Here is a 23,875-nt window from a genome sequence, read left to right as displayed (position 1 = left end):
GTGTGGTGTGCGGTCGTGCCGTGTGCAGGAGTGTCACAGCGACTCCGCCCCGTAGCGGCGGACGGCCCAGATCAGCATGGGGCCTCCGAGGAACGCGGTCACGATGGCCACCGGCACCTCGCCGGTGGGCAGCAGCACGCGCGACGCGATGTCGGCGACGAGCAGCAGGACCGGTCCCAGGACCATCGTGTAGAGGATCAGCCACGGCACCGAGCCGGCGGCGGGCCTGCGTACCAGGTGGGGCACGATCAGTCCGACGAACAGGATCGGCCCGGCGACCGCGGTCGCGGCCCCGCTGAGCACGGTGATCAGCACCAGGGCGGCGATCCGCACCCGGCCGACGCCCGCGCCCAGGGTGTGGGCGACGTGCTCGCCGAGGGTGAGGGCGTTGAGGGCCCGGCTCAGCAGCAGTGCGCCGATCAGCGACACGGCGATGGCGGCCAACGGGACGGCCAGCGGGCTCTGTTCGCGGCCTGCCAGCGAGCCGACCGACCAGAACCGGTAGGTGTCGAAGACGTCCGGGAGCATCAGCCGCATGCCCAGCGCGACGCCGCTCAGCACCGCGGTCAGCGCCACTCCGGTGAGGACCAGGCGCAGGGGTGAGCGCCGTCCGACCGCGGCGACGAGCAGGGCGGCGAGCACGGATCCGGTGACGGCGAAGCCCAGTTCGCCGGTCCGGCCGGTGGCCAGTCCGAGGGCGGAGCCGACGGTGACGGCGAAGCCGGCACCCGCGGTCACTCCGAGGATGCCCGGCTCGGCCAGCGGGTTGCGGGCCAGCGTCTGGATCAGCGCGCCGGACACCGCGAGCGCGGCGCCCACCGCGACGGCGAGCAGCGCGCGCGGCGCCCGGACGTCCCGCACGATCACCTGGTCGTCGGTGCCCCGGTAATCCAGCAGGGCGCGTACGACTTCGGCGGGCGGCACGTGGCGGGCCCCGACTCCCATGCTGAGCACGGCGACCGCTGCCAGCAGCACCAGTCCGCCGACGAGCAGTCCGGCCTGCGGAACGGCCCGCCCGCTCCGCGCCGCACGGTACGCGCGGCCCGCGACGGTCACCGGTTCAGCAGCGGAGCGAGCGACTTGTCGATCGCGTCCAGGGTCATGACGGCCTCCCCGTAGGTCGCGGCCTCGGTGTAGCGGAACGGGTAGGCCTTCCCCGCCTTCACCGCGGGCAGGTTCTTCCAGAGCTTGGAGTCCAGGACGTACTGGACGGACTTGGGGACGCTGCCGTCGGCGTTGACCGAGTAGGTCATGACGTCGGCCTCGCCGAAGGCGGCCGGGAGCTCCTCGATGGAGGGGTACTCACTGACGGACTGCGAGCCGGGGCCGGACTTCTTGACCTTGCCGTAGTACGTCGCGCCGAGGTCCTCGGCGATATTGGTGCCCCATGAGCCGTTGAACTCGCGCTGGAACGTGCCCTTGGCGGCGTCCCCGTAGGCACCCACGTGTCCCAGCTTCAGCCGGGGCAGCACGTCCTTGTACTTCTTGGCCAGTTCGGCGGCCTTGGTCTCGTACGTGTTCTTCGCGACGTCGAACTGCTTGAGCGCGCCCGCTGCGTCGGCCTGCTTGTGGGAGAGCTCGCGCCACGCGGACGGCAGAGTCGGGCCGATCGCGACGACGGGGGCGATGGACTCCAGCCGCTTGATGTCGATGTCGCCGAGCACGGGGGCGGGCACCCCGATGACGATGAGGTCGGGTTCGGCCTCGGCCACGGCCTCGTAGTTGGTCTCGGCCGCCTGCTCACCGGCCACCTTGGTGAGCTTTTTGTACGTGGCCAGGTCCTCCTTGGTCATCATCGGCTCGCCGCGCTGCCACGACGAGATCCCGACGAGCGGCGCGTCGGCCTCGATCATGACGGGCACGGCGTACCCGGTGGCCACCACACGCTTCGGGTCGGCCGGGATGGTGATCTTGCCGTTGTCCGCGGTGAACACCCGGGTCTTCGCCTTCTCCGAGACGTCCGACCCACCGTCCGACGACGAACCGCACCCGGCCAGGACCAGGGCGAGCGAAACGGCTCCGACGAGGCCGGCCGATCTGCGTATGGACATTCCCGCACTCCTTGCTATTTAGGTAAGGCTTACCTTACTTGAGATTCTTGCGGCAGAACAAACCCGGGGGCCGCATCGCGCCTGCCCCCTGTCCGGCGTTGGATCAGTGGTCGTCCTCGTCGAAGTCGGCGACGCCGCGCTTCCAGTAACCGGTGATGTCGTGGTCGGCCTTCTCCAGGCGCAACGCGTCGCGGACCCATCGCCGCAGGGGCTTGATCTGCCCGGCCTCGCCGGCGGCCCACACGTACACGCGCTCGCCCTCGGGCACGGTCACCGAGGTGACGGCCCGCTCCAGCGCGTCCCCGGCCCCCGCCGCGAGATCCCCGCGGTGCAGCCAGCGCACCTCGAACCCCTCGGGGGCGGACAGGCCGATCTCCTCGGTGGCATCGGCGACTTCGACGAACGCCCAGCCCTTCGCACTTCTGGGCAGCTCCTCCAGCCTGCGCGCGATGGCGGGCAGGGCGGTGATGTCACCCGCGAGCAGGAAGCGGTCGTAGGTGTCGGGGACGATCAGCCCGCCGGGGGGTCCGGCGAGGTGCATGCCGTCGCCCGGCCGGGCCTCGCGCGCCCAGTCCGACGCGAGCCCGCCGTCGTGCGCGGCGATGTCGATGTCGATCTCGCCGGCCACCGGGTCGTAGCGGCGGACGGTGTACTCGCGCGAGGTGAGCGCCGGGCGCGGCCAGCGCAGCATCGACCCGTTCCGCTCGGGCAGCCTGAGCGTGCCGTCCGGGTCGGGGAAGATCAGTTTCACGTGTTCATCGGGTGCGTGCGCCTCGAAGCCCTCGGTGCCCGGCCCGCCCAGGGTCACGCGCAGCAGGCCGGAGCCGACACTCGTGACGCGTACGACCTCGGTCCGCCGGATACCGATCGGGTAGCCCACCTTCTCGGCATGGAGACCGGCCCGGACCTCTGCGATCCGGTCCAGGTGCCGGCCCCGGTGATCGACCCGGCTCACGCCTTCACACCCGTCAGCAATGCTGTCCAGTGGGCCAGTTCGGGGAGTTCGAAGAGATCGGGGAACTCCAGCGTGGCGGCTCCCGCGGCCCGCCAGCGCTCGACCAGGACCATGATCCGCACCGAGTCCAGGCCGAGGTCGACCAGGTTCTCGTCGGGCGCGATCCCGTCGGGGTCGCAGCCGAGCAGCTCCGCTATGTCGGCGCGGATGCGTTCGGGCGACAAGGTCTGACTCATCGGACGACTCCTCCGGGGCGGACGCCGGCATGACGCCTCCCCCTCTCCACCCGGGCCACCTTGACTCAGGTAAGGCTAACCTAACATTCACGAGTATCGGTGTGGCAAGACGTCTCGATCCCCCGGCCCCGCTCCCCCCGCCCCGGTCGACCTGATTGACCGTCAATCAATGCTCCACGCAGCTTCCATGCAGCCGGGCCCGGCCGGCGCGCGGATTCTTCATGCGAGTGAAACGATGCGGCCGGACCTGCGTCGCAGGGCTCGTGCCGCCGCGGGAAAGGGGCCGCCGGACGCCGGGAACGGCCGCACGCCCTCGCCGCGGCCCGGCCGTCCGTCTACCGTGGCCGGGTGACCGACAACGTCCTGTACCGCAGATTGCACGTGGATCTGGGGCGCACCAGCGCCTCCCTCTGTCGCCGCGCCTGACACCCGTCCGCGCCGCCGCACTCCGTGCCGCGCGCGTCCGTCCCGCACGACCACACAGGGAGTTGGGCATGACCACCGTCACACGTCACGAGATACGTCGCGCAGGACCCAGGTTCGGCGCCGAGGTGTTCGGCGTCGACCTCACCCGGCCCGTCGACGACGCCACCGCGCAGGAGCTGCGCCAGGCCTTCGAGGACCACAAGGTCCTGGTGTTCCGGAACCAGCACCTGACACCCGATCAGCACGTTGCGGCCGTCAGCATCTTCGCGGACCCGTTCGACCACCCCACCGCCGTGAAGGACGCGGCCAACCCGCTGGTCTACCCGTACAACGTCAAGCAGACCGGCAAGGCGAGCACCTGGCACATCGGGGGTCTGTGGCGGAGCCCGGTGTTCGCCATCGAGTCGCTCACCTACGAGGAGGTGCCCGAGCTCGGCGGGCACACGCTGTGGGCCGATCTCCAGACGGCGTACGACGATCTGTCGGAGCCGTTCAAGGTGCTGCTGGAATCGGTGAACGCCGTCTACGACGGCGATCCGGAGAACTACGCCCAGGGCAGCAAGCGGACCGCCGTCGGGGAGACCGTCGAGCACCCGGTCGTCCTGGCGCACCCGGACACCGGCCGCAAGGGCCTGTTCATCAGCAGTTCGGCACTCCGGCTCACCGGTGTCACACCCGCCGAGTCCAAGGCGCTGCTCGACCACCTGCTCCGGCACGCCTCCTCCCCGGACTACACGATCCGGTTCGGCTGGAATCCCGGTGACTTCGTGCTGTGGGACAACCGGGCGACCTGGCACTACGCCGTGGACGACTACGGCAACGGCGCCCGGGTCTACCGCAAGGTCATCGGCGTGGAGCGCCAGGGGACCGCTGCCGCCTCCTGAGGCTTCGCAGCCGTCACGCGTGGGCACGTCCAGCGGTGGGCGTGCCCACGCGGCCCTGTCGTGCCCGCCCCTGGACGGGCACCGTGTTTCACCTGTGCGAACAGCGGGTGTGCTGCCCCGGAAGCCGCTTCTCACAAGGGTGTTCGGGCTGATACGTTGCGCCGCATCGTCCCTCGGGGACGGTGCTGCCGTGCTCGACGCCGCTGTGCTCGAAGGGACCGCGCCACTCATGCCGTACCAGCCGAACGCCGCCGGGGCCGCATCCCCCAGCCGTGTCGCCGGTACGCGCTGCGCCACCTTCATCGGCGCCCGCCTCGCGGCCCGCAGGCACATCGATCTGCACCGCGTCTCCAGCGCCATCTGTCAGGCCTGACGTCCCTCACCGCTTGACCACCGGCCCGCTTCACGGCCCCGCCTCCGCGCGCGGACACCGTCGTCCGTGCAGAGCGCCGCCGTGCCCGGCCTCCTTCCTCTTCAGCTGGAGAACCGCTGATGTCCGACCCACGCCGCCGGCCTCGCCGTGTCCTGACCTCCCTCACCGCCGTCACCGTCCTGTCCCTCGCGGCCGGTGCGTGCTCCTCGTCCAGCGCGGACAGCCCTGGCGGCTCGACCCCGCACTCCGGCGGGCACCTGACCTTCGCCCTGGCCTCCGACCCCATCTGCATCGACCCGCAGCAGGCGGGCAACAACGACGCCCTCTACCCCGCCCGTCAGCTCGTCGACTCGCTGACCGACCAGGACCCCCGGACGGGCAGGATCGTGCCCTGGCTGGCGAAGTCCTGGAAGGTGAGCAAGGACGCGACGACGTTCACCTTCACCCTCCGCGAGGGAGCCACCTTCAGCGACGGCACCCCGGTGAACGCGCGGGCGGTCAAGGACAACTTCGACGGGATCGTGAAGCTGGGCGCGAAGGCAGTCCTCGGCAGCGGGTACCTGGCGGGGTACAAGGGCACCACCGTGGTCGACGAGCACACCGCCGAGGTGGCCTTCGCCGCCCCCAACGCCCAGTTCCTCCAGGCGACATCGACGTTCACCCTCGGGCTGCTCGCCGCGTCCACGGTGAAGCTGCCGGCCGAGAAGCGGTGCACGGACAACCTGGTCGGCTCCGGCCCCTTCACCCTCGTCGACTACACGCCGAACAAGTCCGTCGAGGAGCGCCGGCGCGCGGGCTACACCTGGGGCTCCTCCCTGTGGAGCCGCAAGGGCCCTGCCTACCTGGACAAGCTGACCTTCAAGGTCATACCCGAGTCCGGGGTACGCACCGGCAGCCTCCAGTCCGGCCAGGTCGACGCCATCGGCGGTGTGGCGCCGCAGGACGAGCCGGGCCTGAAGAGCGCCGGCTTCTCGCTGCAGAGCCGGGCCAACCCCGGACTGCCGTTCGCACTCACGGCGAACGTGGCACGGCCGATCACCAAGGACCTCAGGGTCCGCCGGGCGATCCAGAAGATCATCGACCGCCAGGAGATCGTCGACACGGTACTGAGCGGCAGCTACGAACCGGCCACCAGCTCCCTGGCGAGCACCACCAGCGGTTACAAGGACCTGAGCGCACAGCTCGGCCACGATGTGGCGGGCGCCGAGAAGCTCCTCGACGCGGCGGGCTGGCGGACCGGCTCCGACGGCATCCGCACCAAGGACGGCAGGAAGCTCTCGCTCAAGGTCATCTGGGGCGCCAACTTCGGGCCGAACCAGACCGCCCTGGAGCTGATCCAGCAGCAGCTGAAGAAGTCCGGCATCCGCATCACCCTGCAGTCCGCCACGATCGGCGACTTCATCGCGCTCCGGCAGAAGGGCGACTACGACTTCTCCTGGGGCAACACGACACGGGTGGACCCCGACATCCTGCGCACCGGCTTCTCCGGCAAGCTGCTCAACTTCGGGCACCTCGCCGACCGCGAGCTGGACGGCGTGCTGGACGAGCAGGCGTCGGAGAGCGATCCGGCGGCGCGCGCGGCGCACGTGGCCCGGGCCCAGAAGCTCGTGCTGGACAAGGCCTACCAGATCCCCGTCTTCGAACTCACCACCGTGCTCGGCCTGTCCGGGAAGGTCCACGACCTGGACTTCGAGGCCTCGTCGCGGCTGCAGTTCCACGAGACGTGGCTGTCATGACGCGCTATCTGACGGGACGCCTCCTCCAGGCGGTCCTCGTCCTCTGGGCAGCGTTCACCCTGTCCTTCGGAGTGCTGTACCTGCTGCCGGGCGACCCGGTCTCCATCATGGCGGCGGGCGGCGGCGACACGAACGACATCAGCCCGGAGCAGCTCGCCGAACTCAGGAAGACGTACGGGCTCGACAAACCGGTCCTCGAACAGTACGTCTCCCAGCTCCGGCACGCCCTGCAGGGCGACTTCGGGATCTCGGTGCAGAGCGGCGAGAAGGTCGGCCACATGATCGGCACGGCGCTGCCGGACACTCTCCGGCTGACGTCCGGTGCGCTGCTCCTGGCACTGGTGCTGGGCGGGGCCACCGCCCTGCTCGGCACGTACACCCAGTGGCGCTGGCTGCGGCAGGTGCTGCTGTCGCTGCCGGCGCTCGGGGTGTCGGCGCCGACGTTCCTGGTCGGTCTCGTGCTGGTGCAGATCGTCTCGTTCCGCTGGGGGCTGCTGCCCGCCGTCGGCAACGAGGGGTTCGACAGCCTGGTCCTCCCGATGATCACCCTGGCCCTGCCCACCGGTGCGGTGCTCGCGCAGGTCTTCGCCAAGAGCCTGCGGACCACCCTGTCCGAACCGTACGTGGAGACCGCGCTGGCCAAGGGCGCGAGCCGGGGACGCGTGCACTTCCGGCACGCCACCCGCAACGCCTCCATCCCTCCCCTGACCGTGGTCGGGATGCTCGTCGGCAACCTGCTGGCGGGGTCGGTGGTCGTGGAGACGGTGTTCTCCCGGACCGGCGTGGGACGCATCACCGCCACGGCGGTGGCCTCCCAGGACATTCCGGTGGTCCAGGGGCTGGTCGTGTTCGGCGCGCTCGTGTTCGTCCTGGCGAACCTGGCGGTCGATCTCGTCTACCCCTTGCTCGATCCCCGGATCACCACATCCGCGGCGGTGGCACGATGACCGGACTCCTCACTCCCGGGACACTGACCGGGCCGGCCCGGCAGCCGCACGCCCCGGACCCCGGACCGTCCGTCCGGGAGGGTGCCGGGCAACGGGTCCGGCGCTCGGCCCGGTTCCTGCTGCGCCGCCCCGGGCTCGTCCTGTCGCTCGTCCTGCTGGCGCTGGTGCTCGTATCGGCGTTCTTCCCCGGCGTGTTCACCTCGCAGGACCCCCTGGCCGGGGTCCCCCGCGACAAGCTCCAGGGCCCCGGCGCCGGCCACCTCTTCGGCACCGACCAGCTGGGCCGCGATCTGTTCTCGCGGGTGGTGCACGGATCGTCGCTGTCGCTGCGGGCGACGGTCCTGGCGGTCGCGGTGGGCCTCGTGGGCGGATCGCTGACCGGGCTGCTCGCCGGCTATCTCGGCGGCTGGGTCGACGCCGTCCTGATGCGCGGCGCGGACGTCCTGCTGTCCATCCCGAACCTGCTGCTGTCCATGGCCGTGGTGACGGCCCTGGGGTTCGGCACGGTCAACGTCGCGATCGCCGTGGGCATCACCAGCGTGGCCGGTTTCGCCCGCATCATGCGCTCCGAGGTGCTGCGGGTGCGCGGCGCGGTGTACGTGGAGGCGGCGCGGGCCTCCGGGGCGCGCTGGTACTCGGTGCTGGTGCGCCGCGTGCTGCCGAACGCCTCGGGCCCGGTCCTGGTGTACGCCGCCGTCGACTTCGGCGCCGTCGTCCTCCAGGTGTCGTCGCTCAGCTTCCTGGGGTACGGGGCGACGCCACCGGCCCCCGAATGGGGGGCACTGGTCTCGGGCGGCCGGGACTACCTGGCCACGGCGTGGTGGCTGACCGCCCTGCCCGGACTGACCATCGCGGCCACGGTGCTGGCCGCCAACCGGATCTCGCGCGCGCTCGACGGCGAAGACAGGAAGACACCATGAGCGACGAACCACTCCTCGACGTCCGCGGGTTGCAGGTCTCCTACCGCACCCGGGGAGGCGTCGTACCGGCCGTGCAAGGGGTCGGCCTGACCGTACGGCCCGGCGAAGTCGTCGCCGTCGTGGGCGAGTCGGGCTCCGGCAAGAGCACGACCGCGCACGCGCTGATCGGGCTGCTCCCGGCGGGCGGCGCGCTGGAGGCCGGGCAGATCCTCTTCGACGGGACCGATCTGGCCCGGGTGAAGGACAAGGAGCTCCGGGCCCTGCGCGGCCGGGACATCGGGCTGATCCCGCAGGATCCGATGGTCTCCCTCAACCCGGTGCAGCGCATCGGTCCGCAGGTCGCCGAGGTGCTGCGGATCCACGGTCTCGCCGACCGGGAGTCGGCGGCGGCCCGGTCCGTGGAGATCCTGGGCCAGGCCGGTCTGCCCGACCCCGGGGTGCGGGCCCGGCAGTATCCGCACGAGCTGTCGGGCGGGATGCGCCAACGGGTGCTGATCGCCGTCGCGGTGGCCGCCAGACCCCGGCTGGTGATCGCCGACGAGCCGACGAGCGCCCTGGACGTCACGGTGCAGCGGCAGATCCTGGACCACATCGAGACGCTGACCCGGGAGTCGGGCACCGCCGTCCTGCTGATCACCCACGACCTCGGGGTCGCGGCGGACCGGGCGCAGCGGATCGTGGTCATGGCCCGCGGTTCGGTCGTCGAGGCGGGAGCCACCGAGCAGGTGCTGGGCGACCCGCAGCACGCCTACACCCGGCAGTTGCTGGCGGCAGCCCCGAGCCTCGCGGGCAGCCGCCTGGTCGTGGACCGCCGGCGCACGGCCGGGCCGGCTGCTGCTGCCGGGACGTCCGGCTCCAAGGATCCCGTCGGGACCCGGAAACCCGTCACGGTCCAGGAACCAGCCGCCGTCCAGGACCTCGTCGTCGTCCAGGACCTGGTGAAGGACTTCCCGCTCCCCCGCCGGACGGGCGGCGCACGCACGCTCCGGGCGGTCGACCACGTCGGTTTCACCATCCGCCGCGGTGAGACGTTCGCGCTCGTGGGCGAGTCGGGCTCCGGCAAGTCGACGACCGCGCGCATGGTGGTGCGGCTGGCCGACTCCTCGGGCGGCCGGGTCGTCTTCGACGGGCAGGACATCACACGTCTGCGGGGCGGCGCGCTGCGGCGCCTGCGGCAGCGGATGCAGATCGTGTACCAGAGTCCGTACGCCTCCCTGGACCCCCGGCAGTCCGTCGCGGACGTGATCACCGAGCCGCTGCGGGCGTTCGGTGTGGGGACCCGCGGGGAACGGGTGCGGCGCGCGGGCGAGTTGCTGGAGCGGGTGTCGCTGCCCGGCTCCGTGCTGCGGCGCAGGCCCACCGAACTGTCCGGCGGCCAGCGCCAACGGGTGGCGATCGCCCGGGCGCTGGCACTGGAGCCCGACCTCGTCGTCTGCGACGAGCCGGTGTCCGCGCTGGACGTCTCCGCGCAGGCGCAGATCCTGGAGCTGCTGGTGGACCTCCAGACCGACCTGGGTCTGAGCTACCTGTTCATCTCCCACGACCTGGCCGTCGTACGCCAGATCGCCGACCGGGTGGGTGTGATGCGGCACGGGCGCCTGGTCGAGACGGGCACGACGGACGACATCTTCGCCGCGCCGTCCGATCCGTACACCGAGGAACTGCTCGCCGCCATCCCGGGCACCCGGAAGGCAGCGGTGCTGTGATGCCGGTACCCCGTTCGCACGGAACGGACCGTCAGGCAGTTGCTACTGCGCGTACGATGTGAAGAAATGACGACCCTCACGTGAGGAGAATTTTGCTGTGAGGGTTTGAAAGATCACAGGATGGTCACTAGGGTCGAGCCTCGAACCTTCGCGCTATTGATCACCCATCCGGGGTGACGGCGAAGGAACCGCCGATTCCGTGCTGTCTACGGAGCCGGGGATTCTCCTCCCCCCATAGCCCGGTAGGCGGCTCGAGGAAGAAGGAGCTCGCCTTCGTGGCGTCCCACCGTCGTCCCAAACCGCCGAGCCGCACCCGCGTGACCGTGCTCACCGCGACCGCCGCCGCAGCCGTGGCCCTGACCTCCCAGGCCGCACACGCCGACCCCAAGCCGACCAAGAGCGAGGTCAAGGCGAAGGTCGACAAGCTCTACCACGAGGCGGAGAAGGCCACCGAGCAGTACAGCGGGGCCAAGGAGAAGCAGGACAAGCTCCAGAAGCAGATCGACGCGATCCAGGACAAGGTCGCCCGCGGTCAGCAGGATCTCAACTCGCTCCGCGCCGGCCTCGGTTCCCTCGCCGCCGCGCAGTACCGCTCCGGAGGCATCGACCCCTCCGTGCAGCTCTTCCTCGCGTCGGACCCGGACAGCTTCCTCGACCAGGCCTCCGCACTCGACCAGTTGACCGCCAAGCAGGCCGAGTCGCTGTCGAAGATCCAGGAGAAGCAGCGGTCCCTCGCGCAGGAGCGCAAGGAGGCGCAGGACAAGCTGAGCGACCTCGCGAAGGTCCGCAAGACGCTCGGCGAGAAGAAGAAGCAGGAACAGAGCAAGCTCGCCGAGGCGCGCAAGGTGCTCAACACCCTCACCGCCGCCGAGCAGGCGCAGATGCGCGAGGACGACCTCCGCGCCAGCCGCGCCGCCGGTGACCGCGCCGGGCTCGCGAGCGGGTCCGGCGGATCCGGCGGATCCAGTGCCTCGACTCCCGACCTGGGCAAGGAGGTCCCCGCCTCCGCACTCGGCGCGGCCGCCCTCCATGCCGCCCAGACCCGGATCGGCAAGCCGTACGTCCCCCGGGCGACCGGTCCCAACTCGTTCGACTGCTCGGGCCTGACGCAGTGGGCCTACGCCCAGGCCGGGGTCCAGATCACCCGCACCACGTACACCCAGATCAACCAGGGCACCCGGATCGCGCGCAGCCAGCTGAAGCCGGGCGACCTGGTCTTCTTCAACGGCAATTCACACGTGGGCCTCTACGCGGGCGGCAACACCGTGCTGCACGCGCCGTATCCGGGCGCCTACGTGCGCTACGAGTCGATGAACACCATCGGCAGCTTCCTGGCCGCGGTCCGCATCTGACCACGCCCGGACGGGCCGCGGGTTCCCGCGCCCCGCGATGACGGCCCGCCCCGTCGGAGACCACAGGTCGCCGGCGGGGCGGCGGGCTTCCGGACGGCACCTCTCCACCCGCCATCTTCTGTCCACCGGCCGACGCAGCTAGGGTGTTGCTCGGGACCGGCCCGCTTCCCGGTCCCGAACCACCTGCTTTCCCACTCGACACTCAACGTTTCTGCCGGCGCCGGAGCCGACGCGGACACGGGTGCGGACCTCGGTTCCGCCCCGGTCGCGTCACCATGGACGACTCCAGGCGGCGGGAGCGCGGCGCCCTCGACGGGCCCGGCCTCCCGGACCGCCCCACCGCGCAGCGGAAGGTTCGCCGTGACCTCGCGGCACCGCACTCGTCGTCCCGCACCCGTTCTCCGCCGCAGGGCACACAGGTCCCGCCCCTGCGCCCCGGTCCGCGCGGAAACCGTCTCCTACCGTTCGGCTCTCCGGACACCCGGCGCGACGGCGTTCTTCCTGGCCGCGATGCCGGCCCGGGTCGGGGTCGCCATGGCCGGCCTCGGTCTCGTCCGGCTGGTCCATGCCGCGACGGGATCCTTCGCCGTGGCCGGCCTGGTCACCGGCTCGTTCGCCGTGGCCGAGACCCTGGCGGGTCCGCAGTCGGCCCGTCTCATGGACCGGTTCGGCCAGCCACGCGTCCTCGTCCCCCTCCTGTGCGCCCACGCCGGGGCACTGGCCGCCCTGGTCGCGCTGGTGCTGACGGCCGCGCCCACGGTGTCGCTGATGGCGGCCGCCCTCGCCGCCGGAGCGACCGTCCCGCCGTTCGGTGCGCTCTCCGCCGCCCGCTGGTCGGCCCTGCTGCACGGCCGCCCCGAACTCACCCCGGCCTTCGCACTGGAAGCGCTCAGCAATGACGCCGCCTTCCTTCTGGGCCCCGCCCTCGCGGTGCTGACGGCGACGTACCTGCACCCGGCCGCGGGCACGGTGCTGGCGGGAACGCTCGTCGTCGGTGCCGGACTTGTCTTCGCGGCGCTGCGGGGGACGGCTCCTGCGCCGACGGCGGCGGCCCGGAACCGTACGTCCACGGCACGAGGCACGAGAGGCGCCCTTCTCACCCGGAGCTTCGGCACGCTCCTGGCGGTCAACCTGGCCCTGGGGGTCTTCTTCGGCTCCATGCAGGTCTCGGTGAGCGCCTTCGCCGAGGTCCATCACGCCGCCGCGGCCGCCGGGGTGCTGTACGGACTGATGAGCGCGGCGAGTCTGCTGTCGGGCCTGGTCTACGGGCGGTTCCGCCGGCGCACACCACCCGCGGCCCAGCTCCCCCTGATCCTGACGCTCCTGGCCGCCGCGTCGATGCTGCCGCTGCTGGCGGGCGCCCCCTGGCAGCTCGCCCTCACCCTGCTGCTCCCCGGTGCGTGCGTCGCGCCGTGCATCATCGTCTCCTCGACGCTCGTCGAGTCGGTCGTGGACCGGTCGGTCCTGACCCAGGCCTTCACCTGGACGAACTCCGCAAGCGCCGCGGGCATCGCCGCGTCCGCCGCCGTGGCCGGCCGCCTCGTCGACGGTCCCGGCGGTGCCAGGGCGGGCTTCGCCGTCCCCCTCATCGCCCTGACCGCGACGGCGGTCCTGGTCCGGTCCGGCCGCCACGCCCTCATGCGGGCCGGTCGGCCGGCCCCGCCGCCCGCTGATGCATGGCCAGCCACACCCGGTCCCGGGTGACGGGCATCTCGGTGAAGCGGATGCCCGTGGCGTCGTACAGCGCGTTGGCGAAGGCGGGTGCCACCGGGTTGAAGGGGCTCTCGCTCATCGACTTGGCGCCGAGCGGCCCGATCGCGTCGGTCGTCTCCATGAAGTGGACCTCGGTGCGCGGCACGTCCGCGTACTGCGGGAGGCGGTAGCGCCGGAAGGCCGCCGTGGTCACCTCGCCGCGCTCGTCGAGCCGTACGGTCTCGAAGAGCGTGGCACCCAGGGCCTGGGCGACGCCGCCCTCGATCTGCCCGCGGCACTGGAGCGGGTTCATCACCTTGCCGGCGTCGGCGGCGTGGACACTGCGGAGGATCTTCATCTCGCCCGTGTCCGGGTCGACCGCGATCCGGAACCACTGGGCGTTGAACGCGACCGAGCGCGGGCTGCCGCCCCAGTGGCCCTCCGCCGTGAGCTCGTCCTGCGCCCCCGCAGCGCAGGCCGCCTCGTGGAGTTCCTTCAGGGTGACGGTCCGGCCGGCGCAGTCCACCGCGTCGGCCCCGAGCGTGCACAGATGACGGGCCACTCCCGTGTGCCGGGCCGCGAACGTGGTGATCCGCCCGGCCAGGGACTCCGCGGCGAGCAGGACCGCCTTGCCGGCCACGACCGTACCGGCCGAGCCGAAGGCGCCGGTGTCGTGGCGGACGACGTCCGTGTCGGACTGGCGGATGACCGTCCGGTCGACGGTGGTGTTCAGCGCCCCCGCGGTGATCTGCTTGTGGACGGTGGTGGTGCCGTTGCCGAACTCCGCCGTGCCGACGGCGATGTCGTACGTCCCGTCGGTGAGGAGAGTGACGGTCGCGTCGGCGTAGTGCCCGCCCGGCGGACCGGTGGCGATCATCGCCATGGCCGCGCCCTGGCCGGTCAGCCATCCCTCCGGCACCTCCTCCGTGCTCCGGTCCTCCGCGATGGCGTCGCGGACGATCGACAGGCACTGGGCCAGCCCGTACGAGGCGATGTGCAGGTCCTCCTCCTCACCGATCGGACTGGCCATGGAGTCGCCGGGGCCGATGATGTTCTTCTCCCGGAAGGCGAGCGGGTCCATGCCCAGGCGACGGGCCATCTCGTCCATGGCGGACTCGACGGCGAAGGTGACCTGCCCCAGTCCGTAGCCCCGGAAGGCGCCCGCGGGAACGCCGTTGGTGTAGACGGAGTAGGCGTCCACCTTCTTGTGCGGGGCCCGGTAGACGGCGAAGGACTCGCCGACGCTGTGGAACATGACGGCGGGACCGTGATTGCCGTACGCCCCGGTGTTGGAGACCACCCGCATCCGGATCGCGGTCAGCGTGCCGTCGGCGCGGGCGCCCAGCTTGATGCGGATGGTGAACGGGTGGCGGGTGGTGGCACCGTAGAACTGCTCGGCGCGGGTGTACTCCAGCTTGACGGGGCGGTGCAGCCTGAGCGCGGCGAGGACGACGATGTCCTCGGTCAGCATCTCCTGCTTGCCGCCGAAGCCGCCGCCCACCCGGCCCGCGACCACCCGGACCTCGTCCTCCGGGAGCCCGTACAGCGCGCACAGGGCGCGCCGGGTCAGGAACGGGGTCTGGGTGCTGGATCGGACGGTGAGCCGCTCGCCCGTGCCGTCCTCCTTCGGCTCGAAGGAGGCGACGCAGCCGTGCGTCTCCAGGCTGGCGTGCTGGACCCGCTGGGTGCGGAAGGTCTCCTCGTAAACGACTGCCGCCTCGGCGAAGCCGTCGTCCACACAGCCGATCTCGCCGTGGACCTCACCGGCCACGTTGTTCTCGACGCGGGCGATCCGCGCCTCCTTCCCCTTGCCCGCGTGGATGACGGGCGCACCGGTACGCATGGCCTCCTCGGGATCGGTGACGTACGGCAGTTGCTCGTACGTCACGTCGATCCGCCGGCAGCCCTCCTCGGCCGCCTGCTCGCTGTCGGCGACGACGGCGGCGACGCGCTGGCCGACGTAACGGACGGTGTCGTCGAGGACGCGGGTGTCGTCGGGGTCCTCGGTGGGGTGCTCGTGGCGGGCGCTGGAGTACAGGGTGGCGGGGGCGTCCTCGTGGGTGAGGACGGCGTGGACGCCGGGGACCCGCAGGGCCGCGGTGGTGTCGATGGCGAGGATGCGGGCGTGCGGGTGCGGGGAGCGCAGCAGCTTCATGTGGAGCAGCCCGGGTACGTCGATGTCGAAGGTGTACCGGGCGGTGCCCGTCACCACCTGGGGGCCGGCCGGGGCGCCGAGGCTCTTTCCCACCGCCTGTCCTGCGCAAGGGCGTTCGGTGTGCTTCACCCCGCGTACCGCGTCCTCGATGGCGCGGTATCCGGTGCAGCGGCAGATGTTGCCCTTGAAGGCCCGCGGCAGGTCGTCCAGCTTGCCGTCGTCGTGGGCGGTGCCCTTCTCCTGTTCGAGGGCGGCCGTCGTCATCAGGAACCCGGCCGTGCAGAATCCGCACTGGAAGCCCTGGGCGTCCAGGAACTTCTGCTGTACGGGGTGGAGTTCGCCGTCCCGGGCGGCCAGCCCCTCCACCGTGGTCACCGACCGGCCCTCGGCACGAACGGCCGGGTAGAGACAGCTGTGCACCGGCTCGCCGTCCACATACACCGTGCAGGCGCCGCAGTCGCCGGCGTCGCAGCCCTTCTTGACCCCGAACCAGCCGCGTTCGCGCAGATAGGTGCGCAGGCACTGGCCGGGACGGGGCTCGGAGTCGAAGGGCTGATCGTTGACCTGGATGCCGAAACTCATCGCACACCGTCCCGGGTGAGATCGCGCCGTACCTGCTCGGCGAGGTGGAAGGCCATGTGCCGGCGCCATGCGGGCAGCCCGTGGATGTCGTCGACCCAGTCGGACTCGCCCACGGCCGAGGTGATGGTCGCGTGCAGTCCGGCCCGGTCGGGCGGCAGCGCGAACCAGAGGCGGAAGGGCCGTCGGGTGGCGGCCGTGAGGGTCACGGCCAGCGAGCCGTCCACCGGATCCAGCGTCCCTGTCACGAGGGCGCCGGAGCGTCCGAGGCCGTAGAGCGACGCCTGCCGGAAGGCGGTCCGGCACCTCCACGACCGCGCGGGGATCGTCACCGAGCGCAGCAACTCCCCCTCGGCCAGGTCCTTGCGGCCCGCACCGGTGACGAAGTCCGCGGCCTTCACACGGCGCACGGAACCGTCCTGCGCCCGGAGCAGGCACTCGCCGTCGAGGCCCGCGGTGAGGGAGATCATCGGGCCGGCAGGCAACGCGTTGCAGAGGTTCCCGCCGACCGTCGCCATGTTCCAGATCTTGAACGAGGCGAGGAACGCCCGGCAGCACTGCTCGACGAGCGGGGCGGCCGCCGTGCCGAGGGACCGCCCGAACCGGGACAGCTGCGCGATCGTGCACGTGGCCGCGATCTCCACCGAGCCGTCGGGCCGGGTACGGATCGGCTCCCAGCCCATCCGGCTCAGATCCACCAGCCGTCGCAGATGCGGCTGGGGTTCCGAGAACAGGTACGTTCCGCCGCCGAGCCAGGCGTCGCCCGCCCGCCAGGGCTCCTGGCGCCGCGCGTCCCGCACGTCGAGAACCGTGTTCAGATCCATGTCTCCCACCGTCTCCATCCGCTGCCGTCCCGTCAGTGAAGCCGCCCGGGAGGCCGAAAACGACTGGTGCGCAACACGGAAAACCTTCAGCCCGTCCGGCCGCGTCCTGGTGATTCAACCAAGAGGGATTCCGTATCGGACGCCTTGCATTTACGACTACTCGACGCGCCAAACCCTTGCGAATGCAAGAGGAAGGGAAACGGGTTCGTTGGCCGTACAAGGAGCCGACGCGTGCGCGGCGGGAGATCTCCTGCGGATCGAGGGGCTCGATCTCACCCTCGTCCGGGGTGATGAGCACCTGCTCGGCCGGGGCATTGACTGAGCGGTCTGCCGGCGTCAGCGGGGATGGCCTCAGCCTCCTTGGAAACGCCCCTCGGCCACAACCGCTCGGGGGCGCGCACGGCTTGCCCGCCGGCTCAGTGGGCCGGGTCGAACTCCCGGAACACCAGGACCAGCCGGTCCCGCACGCCCCGCCAGCGTGCGTTCAGCTCTTCCGGCTCCGCACCCTCGGCCCGTGCCACGACCAGGAGCCCGCGCATCGCACTGATGGCGGTGAGCAGGCTCGCAGCGAACTCGGGCCGGTCGACGACGTCGCCGACCAGGAGCCGTACGGCGTCGTTGAGCGTCTCGTCCAGTCGCCGGTCGAACGCCCGCAGCATCGCCCGGAGTTCGGCGTCGCCCCGGGCTCCCGCCATCAGTTCGAGACACGCCTGGTACTCGGGGGTGCGCTTCAGTTCCCACAGGACGTCGAGCGCGCGCACCAGCCGGCCCCCCGGCGGCCCGTCCGTGATGATCTCGCGGTGCCTCGGGGTTCTGGCCTCGTAGCGGTCGGCGAGGTAGTCGAGGGTGGCCTCGATCAGCGACAGTCTCGTCGGGAAGTGATGGACGAGGCGGCCCCGGGAGACCCCGGCCGCCTCGCCGACCGCGAGCGTGGAGAACTGCGCGTACCCCTGGTCGACCAGCACCTGAACCGCGGTGCGCAGCAGCAGCTCGCGGGTGTCCAGAGCCCTTTGCTGCACGCGTCGGCGGCGGGGCGGGCTGCTGGGCTCGGACATGCGGTGATCCTACGTCGTGGGGCCACCCGGGCCGCGGGAGCCGGCCCGACGTGGCAGCGGATATCGCGGCCGTCCCGGGGCGGGGCGGTCACCGGGGCACAGGGCCTCGGCCGACCGGCCGCTCAGCTCGCGGGCATCGCGATGGTCTTCTGCTCCAGGTAGGCCGAGAGACCGGCGACGCCGAACTCGCGGCCGATGCCGGAGTTCTTGTAGCCGCCGAAGGGAGCGGTGAGGTCGAGGGCGAAGCCGTTGACGGTGTACGTGCCGGTGCGGATGCGGCGGGCTATGTCGAGGCCGTGCTCGACGTCCGCGGTCACGACGGCGCCGGAGAGACCGAAGTCGGAGTCGTCGGCGATCCGTACGGCCTCCTCCTCGTCCTCGTACGGCAGCAGGCACACGACGGGGCCGAAGATCTCCTCGCGGGCGATGCGCATGTCGTTGGTGACGTCTCCGAACAGGGTCGGCTCCACGTACGCTCCGGCTTCCAGCCCCTCGGGGACGCCGCCGCCGAGGAGCAGCGTGGCGCCCTCCTCCTTGCCGATGCGGATGTAGTCGAGGTTGCGGGCCTGCTGGCGCTTGGAGACCAGGGGGCCGATCCGGGTGGCGGGGTCCAGCGGGTCGCCGACCTTGAGCGCGGCCACCGCCTCGACGATGCGGGCGCTCAGCTCGTCGTAGCGGGCTCGGGGCAGCAGGATGCGGGTGAGCGCGACGCAGGCCTGCCCGTTGTTGACGTAGCTGCCGGTCAGGACGGTCTTCACGACGGTGTCGGCGTCGGCGTCCGGCAGGACGATCGCGGCCGACTTGCCGCCCAGTTCGAGGGTGACGCGGGTGAGGTTGCGGGCCGCGACCTCCATGACGCGCTTGCCCGCACCGACGGAACCCGTGAAGGCCACCTTGTCGATGTCCGGATGGGAGGCGAGGTGTTCGCTGACCTCACGGTCGGCGGGCAGCACACTGAGCACGCCCTCCGGAAGCCCGGCTTCGACACAGACCTCGGCCAGGAGGTAGGCGTCGAGGGGCGTTTCGGGGGACGGCTTGAGGACGACGGTGCAGCCGGCGACGAGGGCGGGGCCGAGCTTGGTGGCGGTGGTGAACTGCGGCACGTTCCACGGCACGATCGCCGCGACGACGCCGACCCGTTCCCTGCGGATCACCAGCGGGCAGCGCATCCCGTCGCGCCGCTCCTCGAAGGGGTATTCCGCTGCCGCCGCGGCAGCGATCGAGAGGTGTCCCACGGCCGCCATCACCTGGGAGGCCATGCCGCTGCCGGCCGGCGAGCCGTTCTGCCGGGAGATGATCTCGTTGAACTCCTGCGCGCGGGCCGTCATCAGTGGCGATCCGCCGGACGACCGCGATGCGCTCGGCGAGGGCCGTCCGCGGCCAGGGACCGTGGTCGAACGCCTCGCGGGCCGCGGCCACGGCCGCGTCGACGTCCTTGGCGGTGGCAGCCGGCACGCGGCCGACGACCTGGCCGTCGTGCGGCGAGACGACCTCGATGACGCCGTCACCGGAGGGCTCGGTCCAGTGCCCACCGATGAAGAGCGTGCGGTGTTCCGTGATCTCCGCGGCCATGAGGTCTCCTTCGTCCTCCGGGCCCCGCTTCCGGGACGTTTCTCCGGTCGGCTTCCGCACCGACCACAGAAAACATACAACGCTGATCGTTTAATGACTACCCCAAACAGTCACCTCTGACGGTTTTGCTTTCCCCGCGGATCCGGCCGGCACCGCACCGATGCGGCACGGTTCCGGACACACGAAAGCCCCGGCCCTTCCGGGACCGGGGCTTCACAGGCAGCGCGCGGCGACCCGGATCAGTCGCGGGCGAAGCGGCGCGCGGTGCGCGGCCGGTACTCCACCAGGGTCAGCGCCAGGGAGACATAGCGCTCGGCCAACTCGTCCACGGTCAGCGCGCCTTCGGGCCGGTACCACTGGGCGATCGCGTTGCACATGGCGATCACGGCGCGCCGCGCGTCGTCGGGGTACAGCGTGAGAAAGATGCCCTCTTCGACACCGCGCCCGATGATGTCGCGGAACCGTCGCGTCCCACGCTCCTCGCTCTCCCGGTACCGCTGCAGATGGGCGGCCTCCAGGCTGCGCCCCTCGCTGAGGACGATGTTGCTCTTGTCCGGGTGTCCGGCACGGAACCGCACGGTGGCCGAGACGATCGCCTCGAGCTGCTCGGCCGGGTCGTCACCCACCTCGGCCAGCGCGGCGTCGCACTCGGCCGAGAAGGACTCGACACCCTCCTCCAGGATCGCGACGAGCAGATCCTGCTTGCCCTTGTAGTAGTAGTACAGCGCCGACAGGCTCACTCCGGCGCGCTGCGCGATGTCCCGGATCGACGTCGCCCCGTACCCCTGCTCGGAGAACTCCGCGCGCGCGGCATCGACGATGGCCGTGTGGCCGGCAGGTCGGCTGGACACACCGCTCCGATCTCTCGCTGCGCCCTTCCCCGGCGGAAGCGACTGAACGGACCGGACAGTCACAGCAGTCGCCTGGGCGGTCACATCGTAACGTCGCCGCCTGCGACGCCCCATGAATCCGCGCTTGCCGGCCGCCCCGAGCCGCTGAACAGGGAGATCAACCGGAACGATCGCTCAGTCCGGCCGCCCCGCCCGCCCGGAATCCATCGCCGGCGGCCGGGGCCGCGACGGCGGCCCGTGGTCTCCGGCGCCACGCACACTCCTCTGGTTGATCGATCGTTCAGCCAGGTACGGTGCGCGGAGAAGCACGACGCGCGCGGTGCCGCGATCGCCCGGGCCGTTCCCCGACCCCGCACCTCTGGAGCAGTCATGAGCGCCCTGCCGCTGGAAGGCATCACCGTCGTCAGCCTCGAACAGGCCGTCGCCGCGCCGTTCGCCACCCGCCAGCTCGCCGACCTCGGTGCGCGCGTCATCAAGGTGGAGCGGCCGGGGCCCGGCGATTTCGCCCGCGGCTACGACGAGTCGGTGCACGGGCAGTCGAGCCACTTCATCTGGCTGAACCGGTCGAAGGAGTCCCTGACCCTCGACATCAAGACGCCGGGCGGCCGCGAGGTACTCGGCCGCCTGCTGGCCGACGCGGACGTCTTCGTCCAGAACCTCGCTCCGGGTGCCGCGCGCAGGCTCGGTCTGGGCGCCGACGAGCTGGCGGCCCGGCATCCGTCCCTCGTCGTCTGTGACATCTCGGGGTACGGCAACGACGGGCCGTGGGCGGACCGCAAGGCCTACGACCTGCTCGTCCAGTGCGAGACCGGCGTGGTCTCGCTGACCGGCTCCCCGGCCGAGCCCGCCAAGGCCGGCATCTCCGTCGCCGACATCGCCGCCGGGATGTACGCGTACTCCGGCATCCTCGCCGCCCTGTACGAGCGCCGGGCCACCGGCCGTGCGCGCGCCGTCGAGGTGTCGCTCTTCGAGGCGCTGTCCGAGTGGATGGGCTCCCCGATGTACTACACCGCCTACTCCGGCACCCAGCCCCCGCGCACGGGTGCGCAGCACGCGACGATCGCGCCGTACGGCCCGTACGAGACGCAGGACGGCCCGACCGTGCTGCTGGCGATCCAGAACGAGCGCGAGTGGGCGTCGTTCTGCGCGGTCTTCCTCGGCGCCGCGGATCTCGCCACCGACCCGCGCTTCTTCCGCAACTCCGCCCGGGTGGCGCGCCGCGACGAGCTGCACGCGATCGTCGCCGCGCGCTTCGCCGAGCTGGCGGCCGAGGACGCGGTGAGGCTCCTCGACGAGGCGAACGTGGCCAACGCCCGGCTCCGTACGGTCGACGCGTTCCTGGAGCATCCCGTCCTCGCCGGGCGCGACCGCTGGCGGGACGTCGCCACACCGGGCGGCACGGTCAGGGCGCTGCTGCCCCCGGCCACGCCGCGCGGCCTCACCCCCCGCATGGACCCGGTGCCCGCGGTCGGCGAGCACACCGACTCGGTACTGCACGGCCTCGGCTACGACGAGACCGCCATCTCCGCGCTGCGCGCCGACGGCGCGGTCTGACCCGGGACAGGAGCGTCGCCGACGGCCGGTGAGGAAGGGGGAGGCGCTTCGGGTCCCGGCTACTTCGGCGCCATGCGGATGGCGCCGTCCAGGCGGATGACCTCGCCGTTGAGCATGGGGTTGCTGACGATGTGTTCGGCGAGGGAGGCGTACTCGGCGGGCTCGCCGAGGCGCGAGGGGTGCGGGATCTGGGCGCCGAGGGCGTCCTTGACCTCCTGCGGGGCGCCGCCCAGCAGCGGGGTGTCGAACAGGCCGGGGGCAATGGTCATGACGCGGATGTTCAGTGCCGCCAGGTCGCGCGCGATGGGCAGGGTCATGCCGACGATGCCGCCCTTGGAGGCGGAGTAGGCGGCCTGGCCGATCTGTCCCTCGTACGCGGCGACGGAGGCGGTGTTGATGATCACGCCGCGCTTGCCGTCGACCGGTTCGTTCCTGGCGATCTCCTCGGCGGCCAGGCGCAGCACGTTGAAGGTGCCGATCAGATTGACCGTGACGATCCTGGCGAACCGGTCCAGCGGGTAGGCGCCGTCCTTGTTCACGGTCCGGCGCGCACCGCCGATCCCGGCGCAGTTGACCGCGATACGCAGAGGGGCGAGGGCGGCCGCGGCCGCCACGGCCGCGGCGGCGTCCGTCTCACTGGTGACGTCGCCGGGGACGAAGGCGGCGCCGATCTCCTCGGCCACGGCCTCGCCGTCGGAGCCGGGCAGGTCGAGCAGGACGACCTTGCCACCGGCCGCGAGCAGCCGCTTCGCGGTGGCGAGGCCGAGGCCGGAGGCGCCACCAGTGACGACGGCTGACGAACCGTTGATCAGCATGGGATGCCTTTCGTGCGCGTGCGAGGAGGGCCGAGCAGCCTCCTCCGGGCCGGAGACCTCAGCCTCTCAGTCGAACGCCCGTTAAGCCAGCCTCGGGATCCACCCCCACGTCCACGCGCGCGCCCCACGGCACCCGTCGCCGAGTGAGCACCGTCACAGGTGGAGCGACGCCTCACCCTGGCACCATTCAGCAGCATGAGCGCTCTTTACAGCGACCGCCCGGACACCGAGGAGCACGGAGCGGAGACATCCCCGCGGACACCCCCGCCGCTGGGCTTCGAACAGGTGCTGGAGCTGACCGACGCCGGGGACGGTGCGTTGCGCGGCCGTCCGCACGCGGGCCGTCCGCCCCGCGCCTTCGGCGGCGTCACCCTCGCCCAGGCCCTGCGCGCGGGCGGCCTGGACGTCGGACCCGACCGGCAACTCCACTCCCTGCACGCCTACTTCCTGCGCGCGGTGAACCCGGAGCGGGAGGTGACGTACCGGGTACGCGCCCTGCGTGACGGCAGTTCGTACGCCGCGCGGCAGGTCGACGCCCGGCAGGGTACGGAAGTACTCCATCTGACCGCTTCGTTCAAGAGGCCCGAGACCACGCCCGGCCGGCAGGCGCGGATGCCCGGGGCGCCGGGACCCGATGAGTGCGAGGACCCGTACGCGCTGTGGGCCGAGGAGCACCCGGAGAGCCATGCCGCGGCCGTGATCCCGCGCGTCGTCAGCCTGCGCACGGTGCCCGCCGACGAGCAGGAACGCACCGCCGTGTCGACGGGGCTGGCCCGCAGGCGCACCTGGCTGCGGGCGGCCCACCCGATGTCCGACGATCCGCTGCTGCACGCGGCCGCCCTCGCGTACCTCTCCGACCTCACCCTCTCCCCCACCGCCGCACTGCCGTGGGAACCGCTGGGCTCGCGCCGGTCCCGGCCGTCCGGGGTGATGCTGGCCTCGCTCGACCACGCGATGTGGTTCCACCGGCCGTGCCGGGCCGACGCCTGGCTGCTGTACGCACAGCACAGCACGGCCATCTCCGACGGACGGGTCCTGTCGCGGGGCGAGATCTGGTCCGCCGAGGGCGATTTGGTGGCGACCGTGCAGCAGGAGGCGCTGATCCGGATCCGCCCGGCCCAGCGGTGACCCCGGGCCCGGCGGGCGGGGGCATCACGTACGGCCGGACCCGCACCACCCGGAACCCTGGACA

20 protein-coding genes and 1 pseudogene are annotated in these 23,875 nt (G+C 71.6%); 10 read left to right on the top strand and 11 right to left on the bottom strand.

The features are described 5' to 3' along the window. Positions 1-33: 33 nt before the first annotated feature. The 4 genes from OG408_RS37210 to OG408_RS37195 all read right to left on the bottom strand — a co-directional run bounded on the left by OG408_RS37210 (position 34) and on the right by OG408_RS37195 (position 3,242). Positions 34-1,056, bottom strand: coding sequence for a FecCD family ABC transporter permease (locus OG408_RS37210; protein ID WP_326673914.1), 1,023 nt, complete (start codon positions 1,054-1,056; stop codon positions 34-36). After that, entirely contained in the window at positions 1,053-2,051 is a 999-nt protein-coding gene (locus tag OG408_RS37205; RefSeq protein ID WP_326673912.1) for an ABC transporter substrate-binding protein, read from the bottom strand. Before OG408_RS37205 ends, OG408_RS37210 begins: the two co-directional genes overlap by 4 nt. A gap of 103 nt (positions 2,052-2,154) precedes the next feature. Then, on the bottom strand, positions 2,155-3,006 hold the full coding sequence (locus tag OG408_RS37200) for a siderophore-interacting protein (RefSeq protein ID WP_285564535.1): 852 nt from the start codon (positions 3,004-3,006) through the stop codon (positions 2,155-2,157). Further along, entirely contained in the window at positions 3,003-3,242 is a 240-nt protein-coding gene (locus OG408_RS37195; protein WP_326673909.1) for a phosphopantetheine-binding protein, read from the bottom strand. Before OG408_RS37195 ends, OG408_RS37200 begins: the two co-directional genes overlap by 4 nt. A gap of 494 nt (positions 3,243-3,736) precedes the next feature. Here OG408_RS37195 and OG408_RS37190 point away from each other — a divergent pair, with 494 nt between their 5' ends. From OG408_RS37190 to OG408_RS37155, 8 genes are all read left to right on the top strand, one after another. Beyond that, entirely contained in the window at positions 3,737-4,552 is an 816-nt protein-coding gene (locus tag OG408_RS37190; RefSeq protein ID WP_326673908.1) for a TauD/TfdA dioxygenase family protein, read from the top strand. A 190-nt stretch (positions 4,553-4,742) separates the two neighbouring features. Next, on the top strand, positions 4,743-4,925 hold the full coding sequence (locus tag OG408_RS37185; protein WP_285573418.1) for a hypothetical protein: 183 nt from the start codon (positions 4,743-4,745) through the stop codon (positions 4,923-4,925). A 119-nt stretch (positions 4,926-5,044) separates the two neighbouring features. Then, entirely contained in the window at positions 5,045-6,661 is a 1,617-nt protein-coding gene (locus OG408_RS37180) for an ABC transporter substrate-binding protein (RefSeq protein WP_326673906.1), read from the top strand. After that, positions 6,658-7,608, top strand: coding sequence for an ABC transporter permease (locus OG408_RS37175; RefSeq protein WP_326673904.1), 951 nt, complete (start codon positions 6,658-6,660; stop codon positions 7,606-7,608). Before OG408_RS37180 ends, OG408_RS37175 begins: the two co-directional genes overlap by 4 nt. Continuing rightward, positions 7,605-8,528: an ABC transporter permease gene (locus tag OG408_RS37170; protein WP_326673903.1), complete on the top strand. Its 924-nt coding sequence runs from the start codon at positions 7,605-7,607 to the stop codon at positions 8,526-8,528. The genes OG408_RS37175 and OG408_RS37170 overlap by 4 nt, the downstream gene beginning before the upstream one ends. Then, on the top strand, positions 8,525-10,234 hold the full coding sequence (locus tag OG408_RS37165) for an ABC transporter ATP-binding protein (protein ID WP_326673902.1): 1,710 nt from the start codon (positions 8,525-8,527) through the stop codon (positions 10,232-10,234). The genes OG408_RS37170 and OG408_RS37165 overlap by 4 nt, the downstream gene beginning before the upstream one ends. A gap of 275 nt (positions 10,235-10,509) precedes the next feature. Then, positions 10,510-11,586 carry a C40 family peptidase gene (locus tag OG408_RS37160; protein ID WP_285573431.1) on the top strand — a complete coding sequence of 359 codons (1,077 nt, stop codon included), beginning with the start codon at positions 10,510-10,512 and terminating at the stop codon, positions 11,584-11,586. Positions 11,587-12,096: 510 nt separating this feature from the next. Next, positions 12,097-13,290: an MFS transporter gene (locus tag OG408_RS37155; RefSeq protein WP_326673901.1), complete on the top strand. Its 1,194-nt coding sequence runs from the start codon at positions 12,097-12,099 to the stop codon at positions 13,288-13,290. On the opposite strand, the gene OG408_RS37150 is transcribed toward OG408_RS37155, so the two are convergent. The 6 genes and pseudogenes from OG408_RS37150 to OG408_RS37130 form a co-directional block, all read right to left on the bottom strand. Then, positions 13,223-16,015: a molybdopterin-dependent oxidoreductase gene (locus OG408_RS37150; protein WP_326673900.1), complete on the bottom strand. Its 2,793-nt coding sequence runs from the start codon at positions 16,013-16,015 to the stop codon at positions 13,223-13,225. The two genes, OG408_RS37155 and OG408_RS37150, sit on opposite strands and share 68 nt — an antisense overlap. Continuing rightward, positions 16,012-16,836 carry an FAD binding domain-containing protein gene (locus OG408_RS37145; RefSeq protein ID WP_326673899.1) on the bottom strand — a complete coding sequence of 275 codons (825 nt, stop codon included), beginning with the start codon at positions 16,834-16,836 and terminating at the stop codon, positions 16,012-16,014. Before OG408_RS37145 ends, OG408_RS37150 begins: the two co-directional genes overlap by 4 nt. Positions 16,837-17,252: 416 nt before the next feature. Continuing rightward, entirely contained in the window at positions 17,253-17,891 is a 639-nt protein-coding gene (locus tag OG408_RS37140; protein ID WP_326673898.1) for a TetR/AcrR family transcriptional regulator, read from the bottom strand. Positions 17,892-18,013: 122 nt separating this feature from the next. After that, positions 18,014-19,219, bottom strand: a complete 1,206-nt coding sequence (locus OG408_RS37135) for an aldehyde dehydrogenase (protein WP_442806100.1) — start codon at positions 19,217-19,219, stop codon at positions 18,014-18,016. 64 nt (positions 19,220-19,283) lie between these two features. Beyond that, positions 19,284-19,463: pseudogene (locus OG408_RS40235) on the bottom strand (aldehyde dehydrogenase family protein); the annotation flags it as partial. Between the two features lie 239 nt (positions 19,464-19,702). Further along, positions 19,703-20,314, bottom strand: a complete 612-nt coding sequence (locus OG408_RS37130; protein WP_326673897.1) for a TetR/AcrR family transcriptional regulator — start codon at positions 20,312-20,314, stop codon at positions 19,703-19,705. 369 nt (positions 20,315-20,683) lie between these two features. On the opposite strand from OG408_RS37130, the gene OG408_RS37125 reads away from it, so the two are divergent. Further along, positions 20,684-21,868: a CaiB/BaiF CoA transferase family protein gene (locus tag OG408_RS37125; RefSeq protein ID WP_285573451.1), complete on the top strand. Its 1,185-nt coding sequence runs from the start codon at positions 20,684-20,686 to the stop codon at positions 21,866-21,868. A gap of 59 nt (positions 21,869-21,927) precedes the next feature. On the opposite strand, the gene OG408_RS37120 is transcribed toward OG408_RS37125, so the two are convergent. Continuing rightward, positions 21,928-22,683: a 3-hydroxyacyl-CoA dehydrogenase gene (locus OG408_RS37120; RefSeq protein WP_326673895.1), complete on the bottom strand. Its 756-nt coding sequence runs from the start codon at positions 22,681-22,683 to the stop codon at positions 21,928-21,930. Positions 22,684-22,878: 195 nt separating this feature from the next. Between OG408_RS37120 and OG408_RS37115 the strand changes: the two genes are divergently transcribed. After that, positions 22,879-23,811: an acyl-CoA thioesterase gene (locus OG408_RS37115; RefSeq protein ID WP_326673893.1), complete on the top strand. Its 933-nt coding sequence runs from the start codon at positions 22,879-22,881 to the stop codon at positions 23,809-23,811. Positions 23,812-23,875 lie beyond the last annotated feature (64 nt).

This window comes from Streptomyces sp. NBC_01257 (assembly GCF_035917255.1).
Classification (GTDB): domain Bacteria; phylum Actinomycetota; class Actinomycetes; order Streptomycetales; family Streptomycetaceae; genus Streptomyces.
The sequence above is the reverse complement of the archived record's forward strand: the minus strand, read 5'-3'. Positions and strand labels throughout refer to the sequence as shown.

Coding starts and splice junctions, on each gene's coding strand:
- OG408_RS37155 (WP_326673901.1), top strand. CDS start 12,097: ATGCCGGCCCGGGTCGGGGTCGCCATGGCCGGCCTCGGTCTCGTCCGG.
- OG408_RS37150 (WP_326673900.1), bottom strand. CDS start 16,015: ATGAGTTTCGGCATCCAGGTCAACGATCAGCCCTTCGACTCCGAGCCC.
- OG408_RS37165 (WP_326673902.1), top strand. CDS start 8,525: ATGAGCGACGAACCACTCCTCGACGTCCGCGGGTTGCAGGTCTCCTAC.
- OG408_RS37205 (WP_326673912.1), bottom strand. CDS start 2,051: ATGTCCATACGCAGATCGGCCGGCCTCGTCGGAGCCGTTTCGCTCGCC.
- OG408_RS37195 (WP_326673909.1), bottom strand. CDS start 3,242: ATGAGTCAGACCTTGTCGCCCGAACGCATCCGCGCCGACATAGCGGAG.
- OG408_RS37140 (WP_326673898.1), bottom strand. CDS start 17,891: ATGTCCGAGCCCAGCAGCCCGCCCCGCCGCCGACGCGTGCAGCAAAGG.
- OG408_RS37115 (WP_326673893.1), top strand. CDS start 22,879: ATGAGCGCTCTTTACAGCGACCGCCCGGACACCGAGGAGCACGGAGCG.
- OG408_RS37180 (WP_326673906.1), top strand. CDS start 5,045: ATGTCCGACCCACGCCGCCGGCCTCGCCGTGTCCTGACCTCCCTCACC.
- OG408_RS37135 (WP_442806100.1), bottom strand. CDS start 19,219: ATGACGGCCCGCGCGCAGGAGTTCAACGAGATCATCTCCCGGCAGAAC.
- OG408_RS37145 (WP_326673899.1), bottom strand. CDS start 16,836: ATGGATCTGAACACGGTTCTCGACGTGCGGGACGCGCGGCGCCAGGAG.
- OG408_RS37175 (WP_326673904.1), top strand. CDS start 6,658: ATGACGCGCTATCTGACGGGACGCCTCCTCCAGGCGGTCCTCGTCCTC.
- OG408_RS37190 (WP_326673908.1), top strand. CDS start 3,737: ATGACCACCGTCACACGTCACGAGATACGTCGCGCAGGACCCAGGTTC.
- OG408_RS37120 (WP_326673895.1), bottom strand. CDS start 22,683: ATGCTGATCAACGGTTCGTCAGCCGTCGTCACTGGTGGCGCCTCCGGC.
- OG408_RS37125 (WP_285573451.1), top strand. CDS start 20,684: ATGAGCGCCCTGCCGCTGGAAGGCATCACCGTCGTCAGCCTCGAACAG.
- OG408_RS37170 (WP_326673903.1), top strand. CDS start 7,605: ATGACCGGACTCCTCACTCCCGGGACACTGACCGGGCCGGCCCGGCAG.